We start from the raw sequence: 11,464 nt of genomic DNA, 5'->3' as shown, positions 1-11,464 counted from the left end.
CACCTTAAACTGCAGACAATCCGATCGCCGGACGGTCCAATATTTCGACCTGTTGGGTCAAGATCAGCTCGAAGTCATTTTGGTGCCGAAGATCAAAAGCGCTACCTGGCGAAAGGAGCTCGACGAGTTGTTCATGGGTCCTGATCGAAGCGCAGTTGTCTTCTGGTGGCTCGATCTCAACCTGTCCGAAGCTGATTGCGTCGGCTTCTTCGGCGGAGGCGGGTTCACCCTCTTTGGTAAAAGACACTGATCCTTGGATTGCCGAGCAGCTGCTATAACCGGTTATTGAGGTTTCCCCGAATACGAGATTGGCTCGTCCTGCGGCGCTACCTGGTAGCCCGCTGGGTTCGCCAGGCTCCAGCCAAATATTGGTGATTTGCCAGGTGGTGCCGATGACTGGTGCCTCTACCGGGCTGGTACAGGCACTGAGTAGCCCCATTGTCACCAGCATCGCGGCGGTTGCGCTGCGGGCCCTCAAGATTGGGTCTCCGCGAGGGATTCCAAGAAGGAATCTGCCCAGAGGTTTACATCATGAGTACTGACTTGATGGTGCATCATTAGCATCCGCTCTGACATTGTCTCGGGGGAATTAGCTAGTCCGTGAACGGCGGTAGCGATCGCTCTTTTGATGGACTCGATATCGAATGGATTGCACAGGTTTGCCTGTTCCAATTCGACGGCCGCACCCGCGAACTCAGAGAGCACGAGTGCACCGGATCCGTCCTCATGGCAGGCAACGTACTCTTTTGCCACTAGGTTCATCCCATCCTTGAACGGGGTCACCAGCATGACATCGGCAGCTTCATAGTAGGTACGCAGCTGGTCTTTGGGCAGAGATTGATGCAGGTAATGCACCACGGGTTGTCCCATCCGCCCAAACCGTCCGTTGATCCGGCCAACAGCCTCTTCCACCTGAGAGCGTGCCTGTCGGTACTGCTCGATCCGCTCGCGAGAAGGCGTAGCCACCTGGAGCAGCACTACCTCTGCCGGATCCAGCGCAGCCGATTCCAGCAATTCCTCGAAGGCAAGGAGACGCTGGAGAATGCCCTTGGTGTAGTCGAGTCGATCGACTCCCAAGATCACTGTGGTCGGCTCTCCCAGCCGTGAACGGAGCTTATCGACGCCCCCCGGTGCGCTCGTTCCTAGCGAAACCGGATCGATGGAGATGGGAAAAGCCCCGACCCCGACACTACGACCATCGTGAGTATGAACTTGAGCATTGACGCTTCGCACAGTGGGGGTTCCGGTTACCTCCAGACCTTCCGTCTGGCGGGCCAATTCGAGGAAATTTACAGCACCTGATTCGAGGTGAAAACCGATCAGGTCTGCCCCTAGTAAGCCACGGATGATCTCCTCGCGCCACGGTAGCTGGCGGAATAGATCCGCCCCAGGGAAGGGAATATGCAAAAAGAAGCCGATGCGTAGGTCAGGTCGGAGCTGGCGGAGAATCCCCGGCAGCAGCTGGAGTTGATAGTCCTGTACCCACACGGTCGCACCCTCCGCCGCCACGGTGGCAACTTCGGTTGCGAAACGTAGATTGACGTCCCGATAAGCGCTCCACCATTGGCGTTGGTAAGCAGGCGGGACGATGAGGTCATGATAGAGCGGCCACAAGGTGGCATTCGAAAAACCTTCGTAGAAGCTCTCGAAATCAGCGGCGGTGAGCCGGACGGGGTGCAATAGCACTCCGTCATCCGTGCGAAAAGGCTCCGGTGCTTCATCAGAGATGCCTGGCCAACCCACCCAGCACCCTTGATGTTGCTCTAAGACTGGGGAAAGTGCAGCGACTAAGCCGCCGGGACTGGGCTGCCAGGTCCGAGTGCCTTCTGGGGTGGTCTGCAGATCCACGGGCAGGCGGTTGGCCACCACCACGAAGCTGTTATCACCGTTCATGAGCCTGGGTCAGGCCTTCTTGGCAGTCTTCTTAGTGGTTTTCTTCGTGGTCTTCTTGGTTGCCTTTTTGGCAGTCTTCTTAGTGGCCTTTTTTGTGGTTTTCTTGGCGGCCTTGCGGGCGCGCTTGGCAGGCTTGGGGTCTGCTTCTTCGAACTCGGCTGCGACCTTTCGGTACACCAGCCCTTCTGGTTCAACACCGAGCATGCACATCAGCGTGACACCGTCGAGGAAGTCGTTGGCGTAGGTGGCAACGATACGACTTGCCGCGTGAGCGGTCTTTTCCTCCACAGCATGCAGAGCTTCGGGAGTCGGGCGGGAGTCAGTGACCTTGGGCGGCATGGATCCTCCTGGTGGCGGTCGGGGTGATGGCGGTGCGGTTCCCTGCGGAATATCCAGGTCAGGGGACAGTAGATCAATTATTCTACGCTACTTGGGTGGCGCTTTCCGCACCCGCCTCTTTGAGTGCTGCTTCTGGTGCAAGGCTATCTGCTGGAAGGTCTGCCGCCCAGCGACTCGGAAGTACCGGTAAGGGTTCAAGATTGGCGGACGGCGAAGCCTGCGGGCTACCCATTCGCCCAAGACCACACCGGCAGCTAGTCCACAGGCGACGGCTAGAGCAGTAGCAATATTGGTAAAACCAGTGAGCATCTGTTCATGCATGGCAGCGTACATACCTTGATAGACCGATAGACCGGGCAAAAATGGGGTAATGCCAGCGATAGCAGTAATCAGCGGCGGGATCAGGAACCGACGAGCAAGTAGGCCACCAGCCAAGCCGATAACCACGGCGGCCACGGATGCTGCGATAACAGTGCCTGAACCTGCCGGCAGGAGAATGAAATAGTAGAACACTGATCCGGCTACCGCCGTGAGCCAAGCAATCACCACTGAGGACCACTCGGCGTAGCTGGCGATAGCGAATCCAACCGTGGCAGTCGCACCGCTAAATACCCGAACTGTTGATGAAGCAAAGTTTGGCAACGTGCCAGTCTCTAACAGCGGCAGGGAAATCCCTAACAGCGAGCTGATCTGAATGCCAATACCAACTCCGGCGACGATAGCGCCCGTAAACAGCATCGTCTCAAAGAATCGGGCTGAGGCGGTTACTGGGGCATTGGTGATTCCATCTTGCAGGGACTGCACCAAAGTCAGACCCGCGAGCAGGACAATAATGCCGGAAGCAATGGTCTGGGAGGGGGAAACTCGGATACCAAAGTCTGCCGCTACGGAATAGATCAAGGCTGCCGGCACCGTGGCAACGACTCCGCCGAAGACATTCTGGAAGAACACCGGTAGCTGTTTCCGAGACAACCATGTATTCATCGACATGATCAGAATCGAGGTAAAAAAGGCAGTAATAGCAACTAACCAGCCACCACCGAGCATGACTGAAATGGATCCGCCCATGAGCCCCCAGCCGCCGATCGCGGTGAGGGTGCCATATTGAGCAGGTTTGGTAGCTAGCTCATCGAGGATTTTCTCCGCAGTTTCAGGCGGAGTCGCGCCAGCCTGAATTGAGCGGATGAGGCGGTCGACTTCGGAGAGCTTGGAAAAATCCGTTGTCATCGAGCGCACCACGCGGAACACACTGACCGGAGTCTTCCGATTTTCTCCCATGTGAGCGAAGATCGTGATGGTGTTCATCGTGATGTCTACATGGCAGTAGTGGAGGCCATAAGCCGAGTTCACCGCATGGATCTGGGCCTTGGTATCGGAGTTTGAGGTTCCGGAGGACAGTAGGATGTCCCCGATCCGAGCCGCCAAGTCCATAACAGCGGCGACCTGGGAATATTGGGTGAGGTCAATCGGGGCCAGGGGTGAAGGCGGCGGGGCAGCCTTGGCGGCATCGATCGTCGCAATACGGCCCGACCCGGCGAAGAAACTACCGAGCTTGTCAAACATCGTGGGCACGTCAGGCGCTCCTCGATCACTGGGGGTTGATGAACGCTCACAATAGCCGTTAAGCAGTGTTAATGCCTATCAATGTGAGCAGTTTCCGACAACCCATGGTTCTCGGGTATCATCACACCAGCGATTGTTTATCGCGAATGCTGGAGTGGCGCAATTGGTAGCGCAACGGTCTTGTAAACCGTAGGTTGCGAGTTCAAGTCTCGTCTCTAGCTCTGTTTCTACATCCTCGGAGTGTTACTTGCTCCGAGAAGGGTCCTTGACCGGCAGCAATAGCAATGCGCCGACCAATAGGACCAGTGCGATCCCGAGGATTCCGGTTCGGTCACCACCGCCGCCGATGGTGACAAAAAGGCTGAACATGATCGGCGAGAGCCAAGACACCGCGCGGCCTGTGGTGGCGTAGAGACCAAACATCTGGCCGTCCCTGCCTGGGGGGCTTACCCGGGTCAGGAATGACCTGGCAGCCGACTGGGCTGGGCCGACGAACATGCACAGGACGAGTCCAAAGAACCAGAAACCTTGGGGGCCGTCGATAAACAGCAGTGACATGGACGTGGCGATCATTAATGCCAGCGAGATCATGATGACTAACTTCGGGCCGATTCGATCGTCTAAGAAGCCGCCGGCCACTGAACCCAAGGCGGCTGCGACATTTGCTGCGACGCCGAACAAGAGGACATCGCTGGGAGATAGCCCGTAGACGCTCACCGCGATAATCGCGCCAAAGGCAAAGACTCCAGAGAGTCCGTCTCGGAAGATTGCTGAGGATAGGAGGAAAAATACCGCGTTGCGATCAGTGCGCCAGAGCAGTGCAACATCAGAAAATAGTCGGCGATAGGAATCGACTATGCCGGTTTGCTTTTCCCCGCTAGGAGCAATTTCTGGAATCCGCAACAGTAGCGGCAAGGCAAATGCCCCAAACCACACGGCGGCGAATACCGCGACTAGCCGGATGTTGAGTCCGCCCTCGGCGGGGAGTCCGAGGAGGCCAAGAGTGTCTCCTTCACCAGAAACAAATCCGAGGAAACATAAAAGCAGCAAGACGATGCCGCCAAAATAGCCCATTGACCAGCCAAATCCTGAGACTCGGCCGACTGTTTCTGGGGTGGAGATCTGGCGAAGCTGAGCGAAGTAGTTGACTTCGGCGAATTGGAAAGTCACCGAGGCTACGGCCATGATGGCGATGCCCACCCAGAAGTAGATGGCCCCGTCATCGCGGATGAAAAACAGGGCGGCCATCAGTGCGACGGTGACAAACGTCCACAGGCCGACCGAGCGGCGTCGGGTACCGCGGACGTCGGCACGCTGTCCCATGATTGGGGTGATCGCGGCAATCGCAACGCCAGCTAGGCCGATGGCGAAGCCATAGTATTGGGCTGGGGTGAAGGGACCGTCGATATTATCTCCGACTGGCCCAGTCAGGTAAACGGAGAAAATGAAGGTAATGAGTACGGCGTTGAATGCCGCGGATCCCCAGTCCCACAGGCCCCAAGCGGCGATCGTCCAGCGATCCGTACGGCGAACGTCAGTCATGCTCGGGATTCTAAAGCCTGGCGCGCCTAGCTGCTGGGTATCTGTTTTAAGACGGCTTCCACTAATTGGGCACGAACTTCCGGTCGCAGATGTGAATTGCGGACGTGATCATGTGCCCACAGCCCATAAGACATCAACTGAACGAGGTAGGACGCAGTAGCCAGCTCTGAGTCGCAGGCAGTATCTGGGTCCGGCATCCATTCGTTATCGATGCGGGTCCACATTTCGCTCAGTTGGGAATTTCCTTGAGATTCCACGCACATAAGCAGCTCGGCGCGTTCAGCATTACTGCCCATGCTCAGGGCCATAGCTCGTAATCGCTGCTGGGGAGTGAGCTCGTGTGCTGGGCCGCCAGCGAGCTCTACCAGCTCCGCTTCCCATAGATCGATAAAGTGCTGGTTGATTCCTACTAGTAGCTCCTGGCGGGAGGGGAAATGGTAAATGATGCCAGATTTAGATAGCTCCGCGGCCTCGGCGAGCGACTCAAAGCTTAAAGCATTGACTCCGTTGGCCTCGATGATGGAAATGGCAGCCTCGAGAATGAGGGTGCGCCGGCTGCTACGCATGTGTTGCCCCCTTGGGGTTGCCGCGGAAACTATGGGAGGTGACGGCAGCAAAGGCCGCAGCCGACACCGCGATGATCACCAGGATAGTCGTATAGGCACGGTCAACATCTGCGGACAATAAGGGCAGCAGGCTGCCTAGGATCGCTACGGACAACAGCGTGCCAAACTCATAGGAGACCGCTTCCACACCAGAGGCCATGCCAGCGCGTCGTAGGGGAGCTGAGCCGATGATCGCGGTGGATGACACGGACATAATGGATCCAGCACCAGCTCCTACCAGTAGCAATCCGACGATAAAGCCGGGTAGGAACTCTTGAGTGCTAAACCAAGCGGCCAGGCTGACACCTGCAGTAATTGAGAGAAAGCCGCCGGTGATCAGCGGGAAGAATCCGACTCGGTGCAGAATCGCACCGCCGAGGATGGAGAAGGGGAAAGCCGTTATGGTTACGGCAACGACCACGAGGCCGGCTTCCAGTGGGCTATAGCCGAGGTTGAGCTGGAAATGCTGGGTGGTCATCAGCTCTAGTCCAGAGACCACAAACATGGCGCCTGCAGCGGCGATGACGCCGCCACTGAACACTGGGTTGCGGAAGATGTCGAAGGCCAAGAGTGGATCTTCGAGTTTGCGTTGACGACGGGCAAACGCCGTTGCGCCAAGTATGCATACGAGAAACGCGGGCAAAAGGACCCACCAGCTGCGCGCCGGGTTGGCGGCTTCTTTGATGACGATGACCAGTCCAGTGAGCGTGAGCAGTGCTTGCATTGATGAAATGACGTCCCAGTGTCGATTGGGATCGGGCAGGTTCGGTGGGGCGATCGCGAAGGTCGCGATCAGTGCTACGACGACAACCGGCACGTTGATGAGGAATACCGAGCCCCACCAGAAATGCTCGAGCAGTAGTCCACCTACGACGGGTCCGGCGGCGGCGCCCAGAACTGCCACGGAGGCCCAGACGCCGATTGCTGTGTTGCGTTCGCGTTCCTCAGTGAACGTCAATCGAATCAATGCGAGGGTGGCGGGCATCAATACGGCTGCGCCGAAACCAAGGAAAGCCCGGGCACCGATGAGGATCCAGGCGTTAGGGGAGAATGCCGCGGTCAGGGAGGCGATGCCGAAGATGCTCAGGCCGATGATGAACATCAGGCGATGGCCGATCCGGTCGCCGAGGGTGCCGGTACCAAGGAGCAGTCCGGCTAGGACCAGCGGGTAGGCGTTGATGATCCACAAGCTCTGGGTGGATGTCGCGCCTAGCTGCGATTGCAGTGCCGGCAATGTGGTGTAGAGGATTGAGTTATCTACTCCGACCATGAGGAGTCCGAGAGAGATGACACCTAAGAATGACCAGCGCTGCAGGGGGGTGGAACTGTAATTGCTCACGTTGGCAAACTGTACCGACCGTACGTTACAGTTTCAATTATTGACGAGCATTCGTGAGTACTGTGGCCCCATGGCACACACTTATGCGCAGCAATTGATCGAAACTCTAGAGCGGCAGGGAGTAGAGCGTATCTATGGAGTAGTAGGTGACAGTCTTAATCCCATCGTTGATGCGATCCGTGACTCGAAGATCGAGTGGGTTCATGTCCGCAATGAAGAGGCTGCTGCCTTCGCGGCTGGTGCTGAATCTGAGATCACCGGAAAGCTAGCCGTGTGCGCGGCTTCTTGTGGACCAGGCAATACCCACCTGATCCAAGGGCTCTACGACTCCCACCGAAACGGTGCCAAGGTATTGGCCCTCGCTTCACATATTCCTAGCTTGCAGATCGGTTCTACCTTTTTTCAGGAGACTCATCCGGAGACGATCTTCCGCGAGTGTTCCGGCTACTGCGAGATGGTCAACTCGGTAGACCAAGGTGGCCGAGTGCTGCACCACGCCATCCAGTCCACCGTGGCGGGCAAGGGCGTCTCCGTCCTGGTGATCCCAGGGGATATCGCCAAGGAAGAAGCCGGTGAGAGCATGTTTGTTGACTCGGTCATTGCTACCGGTCGTCCAGTGGTCTATCCCGACCCTGTTGAGGCCGCCTCCTTGGTCGCAGCCATCAATGAAGCTGAGACCGTCACGCTTTTCTGCGGCGCCGGTGCCGCACAGTCACGCAGCCAAGTTTTGGCGCTGGCAGCAAAGATCAACGCGCCAGTCGGCCATGCTTTTGGCGGCAAGATGGACATTCAATATGACAACCCCTTTGATGTAGGAATGTCTGGTTTGCTCGGCTACGGCGCCTGCCATGATGCGATCAACGAAGCAGACCTACTTATCCTGCTGGGTACCGACTTTCCGTACACCGAGTACTTGCCTGCCGGCAATGTTGCCCAGGTTGATATCGATGGCTCGCATATCGGTCGCCGAACCACGATCAGTTACCCAGTCGTCGGTGACGTGGGCGCGGTCATCGACAATATCTTGCCTCATCTCGAGGACAAGACTGACCGATCCTTCCTGGATAAGCAGCTGCGCAAGCATGCCCGTGTGTTGGAAGGCGCAGTCGATGCCTATACCAAGGATGTAGGAAACCACCGTCCTATCCACCCTGAGTATGTGGCCTCGTTAGTAGATGAGCTCGCCGCAGATGATGCGATTTTCACTGTGGATACCGGCATGTGCAACGTGTGGGCAGCAAGGTATCTGACTCCCAATGGTCAGCGTCGAGAAATTGGATCCTTCCGCCACGGCACCATGGCAAATGCGCTCCCGCACGCCATCGGAGCTCAGTTTGTCGATCGCTCCCGACAGGTCATCTCCTTCAACGGAGATGGCGGCCTAGGCATGCTCCTTGGTGAGCTGCTGACCGTCAAGCTTCATCAACTGCCGCTGAAGATGGTGGTCTTTAATAATTCATCGCTGGGAATGGTCAAGCTGGAGATGCTGGTCGAAGGTATGCCTGAATTCGGCACAGACCACGATCAGGTGAACTTCGCTGCCATTGCCGAAGGCATGGGAATCCATTCCATCCGGATTGAAGATCCTGCCCGGCTGCGAGAGGACCTTGCAGCTGCGTTGGCTTACCCAGGCCCGGTACTGATCGATGTGGTCACCGATCCTGATGCCCTGTCGATCCCGCCGAATATCACGTGGGAGATGCTCATTGGATTCTCTCGCGCTGCCACCCGCACGGTCTTTGGTGGTGGAGTTGGCAGGATGGTCAAACTCGCTCGCACCAATGCCCGAAATATCGGTGCTGCGGGGAAAATCGTGAGCTGATTCCTCTCAGCCTGGGAGTCGGACCAATTTCGACAGAAATAACTCGTACAGCAAACTCCCAGACTTCGCCCAGTGTGGGCGAAGAGCGAAAGTGTTGACTGAGGTTCACAGATTCAGAAAGTGGTGGACAATGGAAGACATGAAAGACAACTCAACGGGCCACAATCCGGTGAAGGTGCTCGTCGTCGACGATGAGCCCAATATCGTCGAGCTCTTGACCGTAAGCCTAAAATTCCAAGGCTACGACGTGCATACTGCTAGATCTGGCACGGAGGGACTCCGCGTCGCCAGGGAGCTGAATCCGGACGCATACATTCTTGACGTCATGATGCCGGGGATGGATGGATTTGAACTGCTGACCAAGCTGCGTAGTGAGGGTCTTGATGGTCCAGTGCTCTACCTCACGGCGAAGGATGCGGTTGAGCATCGTATTCATGGACTTACTCTTGGTGGCGATGACTACGTGACCAAACCCTTTTCTTTGGAAGAGGTGATCACCCGGCTGCAGGTGATTTTGCGCCGCGGCCAGACGCTGGATGGCACTGACGGAGATGCCACGATTGCCTACGCCGACTTGATCCTCAACGATGACACCCATGAGGTCACCAAGGCCGGAGAAATCGTTGATCTCTCTCCGACGGAGTTCAATTTGTTGCGCTATCTCATGCTCAACGCTGAAGTGGTCCTGTCGAAGGCGAAGATTCTAGACAACGTCTGGCACTACGATTTCGGTGGCGATGGAAATGTGGTGGAATCCTATATCTCCTATTTGCGGCGCAAAGTCGACACCGGTGAAGTCTCTCTGATTCAAACCGTTCGCGGGGTGGGCTACGTCCTGCGGATGCCTCGCCAATGAATTTCCCCGCCTACCCAAGTTCTGGGAGCGCAGATCAGGCTCCAGTAGATAACCCTTATGCACGTCCTGCTGAAGAGTCGACTGCGCCAGGCGCTGGTCCGAGTCTTGGTCGGCGATCCCTGCCGCTGAGGACCTGGCTCGTGATCATCATCGTGATGGTCTCCGGGATCGGTCTGACTGCTAGCTCTGTTGCGGTCTCGTCTGTCATGCGTGGGGTGATGTATAGCCGCGTGGACGATGAATTGGTCAATTCGCTGTCTGGGTGGGCGCGCAATTCCGATATCTTCAACTCTGACCGTACTTCACGTCCGCCGACGGACTTTGTGGTTATCAAGCTCTTTGCCGATGGATCCAGCGTGGTATTCAACGATCCTGGAAACCTTCCTAGCCTCTCTCATCTGGAGTCTGGTGGGCCTCCTCAGACGGTGAATTCTGAAGTCGCTTCGACTTCGGGTGCCGCTGGCACGAAGTGGCGCGTCATTTCCTATGACGATGGTGAAGTGACCACTGTTGTGGCTAAGAACTTGGATGAAGAACAAGCTTTGCTCTACCGGCTGGCGATGATCCAGCTGATTATTAGCCTGCTGGTTCTGGTGGCAATGGCATTATTGGGATATTTCTTCACTAGGCAGGCTCTTGCCCCATTGCGTGAAGTAGAACGCACTGCTGGGAAAATCGCCGAAGGCGACTTGGGTCGACGTGTTCCCCCTTGGCCCAGAGAAACGGAGGTGGGCCAGTTGGCGCATGCGCTCAATACGATGCTCGGGCAACTTCAAGAGTCGGTGGAGACCTCCCGGGGCAAAGAAGAACAAATGCGGCGCTTTGTTGGCGATGCCTCCCATGAGCTGCGCACGCCACTAACCTCGGTGCGTGGATACACCGAGCTCTATCGTTCAGGTGCCACTAGGGATATAGATCTCGTGCTTTCGCGGATTGATGATGAATCTCGACGAATGAGTCTGCTGGTGGAGGATCTGCTGGCGCTGACCCGTGCCGAAGGCTCCCGATTGGAGTCCGCCCCAGTTGATCTGCTGGAGCTTTCACTATCTGTAGCTTCCTCTGCTCGGGCGGCATTCCCGGGCCGGAAGGTTAGCGTAAGCAACGAAACTTCCTCGATTCCGATGGTGAACGGTGACCCAACGCGACTGCATCAGGTACTGCTCAACCTCGTCTCCAATGGTCTGATCCATGGCGGAGATGATGCCGCGTTGACTCTCGTGTTGGACTTGGATGATAAGTGCGATGACGTCGTGATTACTGTGCGTGACGACGGTCGTGGCATGCCGCCGGAGGTCTCGGACCATATCTTCGAGCGTTTCTATCGTGAAGACGCTTCTAGATCGCGCTCCTCTGGAGGGTCCGGCTTGGGCCTGGCGATCACTAAGTCGTTGGTGGACAAACATGGCGGAACCATTTCCGTTGATTCGGTAGTGGGGGAGGGGACCGCATTTATCGTGCGGTTGCCACGTTTGAATGACTGAGAATGACTAAGATTGTGGCGGCCA

At 56.7% G+C, this 11,464-nt stretch carries 10 protein-coding genes and 1 tRNA gene; 4 read left to right on the top strand and 7 right to left on the bottom strand.

Annotated features, from left to right (window positions below):
* Positions 1 to 4: 4 nt before the first annotated feature.
* The 4 genes from C5L39_RS00330 to thrE form a co-directional block, all read right to left on the bottom strand.
* Entirely contained in the window at positions 5 to 478 is a 474-nt protein-coding gene (locus tag C5L39_RS00330; RefSeq protein ID WP_126268711.1) for a hypothetical protein, read from the bottom strand.
* Complete coding sequence (locus C5L39_RS00325) at positions 475 to 1,893, bottom strand: alpha,alpha-trehalose-phosphate synthase (UDP-forming) (RefSeq protein WP_123046902.1); 1,419 nt, start codon at positions 1,891 to 1,893, stop codon at positions 475 to 477. Before C5L39_RS00325 ends, C5L39_RS00330 begins: the two co-directional genes overlap by 4 nt.
* A 9-nt stretch (positions 1,894 to 1,902) precedes the next feature.
* Entirely contained in the window at positions 1,903 to 2,232 is a 330-nt protein-coding gene (locus C5L39_RS10660; protein WP_165857935.1) for a hypothetical protein, read from the bottom strand.
* Positions 2,233 to 2,319: 87 nt separating this feature from the next.
* Complete coding sequence (gene thrE / locus C5L39_RS00315; protein ID WP_123046900.1) at positions 2,320 to 3,795, bottom strand: threonine/serine exporter ThrE; 1,476 nt, start codon at positions 3,793 to 3,795, stop codon at positions 2,320 to 2,322.
* 148 nt (positions 3,796 to 3,943) lie between these two features.
* Between thrE and C5L39_RS00310 the strand changes: the two genes are divergently transcribed.
* A tRNA-Thr gene (locus C5L39_RS00310) sits at positions 3,944 to 4,016 on the top strand.
* Between the two features lie 22 nt (positions 4,017 to 4,038).
* On the opposite strand, the gene C5L39_RS00305 is transcribed toward C5L39_RS00310, so the two are convergent.
* From C5L39_RS00305 to C5L39_RS00295, 3 genes are read right to left on the bottom strand one after another with little or no spacing between them, the layout of a single operon-like run.
* Positions 4,039 to 5,337: an MFS transporter gene (locus C5L39_RS00305; RefSeq protein ID WP_123046899.1), complete on the bottom strand. Its 1,299-nt coding sequence runs from the start codon at positions 5,335 to 5,337 to the stop codon at positions 4,039 to 4,041.
* Between the two features lie 26 nt (positions 5,338 to 5,363).
* Positions 5,364 to 5,903 (bottom strand): TetR/AcrR family transcriptional regulator, encoded by a 540-nt coding sequence (locus C5L39_RS00300; RefSeq protein WP_123046898.1) that lies wholly within the window; start codon positions 5,901 to 5,903, stop codon positions 5,364 to 5,366.
* On the bottom strand, positions 5,896 to 7,281 hold the full coding sequence (locus tag C5L39_RS00295) for an MFS transporter (RefSeq protein ID WP_281270216.1): 1,386 nt from the start codon (positions 7,279 to 7,281) through the stop codon (positions 5,896 to 5,898). The genes C5L39_RS00300 and C5L39_RS00295 overlap by 8 nt, the downstream gene beginning before the upstream one ends.
* 70 nt (positions 7,282 to 7,351) lie before the next feature.
* Between C5L39_RS00295 and C5L39_RS00290 the strand changes: the two genes are divergently transcribed.
* The 3 genes from C5L39_RS00290 (at position 7,352) to C5L39_RS00280 (ending at position 11,440) form a co-directional block, all read left to right on the top strand.
* Positions 7,352 to 9,103: a pyruvate dehydrogenase gene (locus C5L39_RS00290; RefSeq protein WP_123046897.1), complete on the top strand. Its 1,752-nt coding sequence runs from the start codon at positions 7,352 to 7,354 to the stop codon at positions 9,101 to 9,103.
* Between the two features lie 130 nt (positions 9,104 to 9,233).
* On the top strand, positions 9,234 to 9,959 hold the full coding sequence (locus C5L39_RS00285) for a response regulator transcription factor (RefSeq protein ID WP_197714688.1): 726 nt from the start codon (positions 9,234 to 9,236) through the stop codon (positions 9,957 to 9,959).
* The gene (locus C5L39_RS00280) at positions 9,956 to 11,440 is read left to right on the top strand and encodes a sensor histidine kinase (protein ID WP_123046896.1); all 1,485 of its coding nucleotides are present in this window, start codon (positions 9,956 to 9,958) and stop codon (positions 11,438 to 11,440) included. Before C5L39_RS00285 ends, C5L39_RS00280 begins: the two co-directional genes overlap by 4 nt.
* Positions 11,441 to 11,464: the final 24 nt, after the last annotated feature.

Origin of the sequence: Corynebacterium alimapuense (genome assembly GCF_003716585.1) — a bacterium.
GTDB lineage: Bacteria > Actinomycetota > Actinomycetes > Mycobacteriales > Mycobacteriaceae > Corynebacterium > Corynebacterium alimapuense.
This window is presented reverse-complemented; position numbering and strand designations above follow the sequence as displayed.

Excerpts from the sequence above, each read along its gene's own strand:
- C5L39_RS00325 (WP_123046902.1), bottom strand. The coding sequence starts at position 1,893 with ATGAACGGTGATAACAGCTTCGTGGTGGTGGCCAACCGCCTGCCCGTG.
- C5L39_RS10660 (WP_165857935.1), bottom strand. The coding sequence starts at position 2,232 with ATGCCGCCCAAGGTCACTGACTCCCGCCCGACTCCCGAAGCTCTGCAT.
- thrE (WP_123046900.1), bottom strand. The coding sequence starts at position 3,795 with ATGTTTGACAAGCTCGGTAGTTTCTTCGCCGGGTCGGGCCGTATTGCG.
- C5L39_RS00305 (WP_123046899.1), bottom strand. The coding sequence starts at position 5,337 with ATGACTGACGTTCGCCGTACGGATCGCTGGACGATCGCCGCTTGGGGC.
- C5L39_RS00300 (WP_123046898.1), bottom strand. The coding sequence starts at position 5,903 with ATGCGTAGCAGCCGGCGCACCCTCATTCTCGAGGCTGCCATTTCCATC.
- C5L39_RS00290 (WP_123046897.1), top strand. The coding sequence starts at position 7,352 with ATGGCACACACTTATGCGCAGCAATTGATCGAAACTCTAGAGCGGCAG.
- C5L39_RS00285 (WP_197714688.1), top strand. The coding sequence starts at position 9,234 with ATGGAAGACATGAAAGACAACTCAACGGGCCACAATCCGGTGAAGGTG.
- C5L39_RS00280 (WP_123046896.1), top strand. The coding sequence starts at position 9,956 with ATGAATTTCCCCGCCTACCCAAGTTCTGGGAGCGCAGATCAGGCTCCA.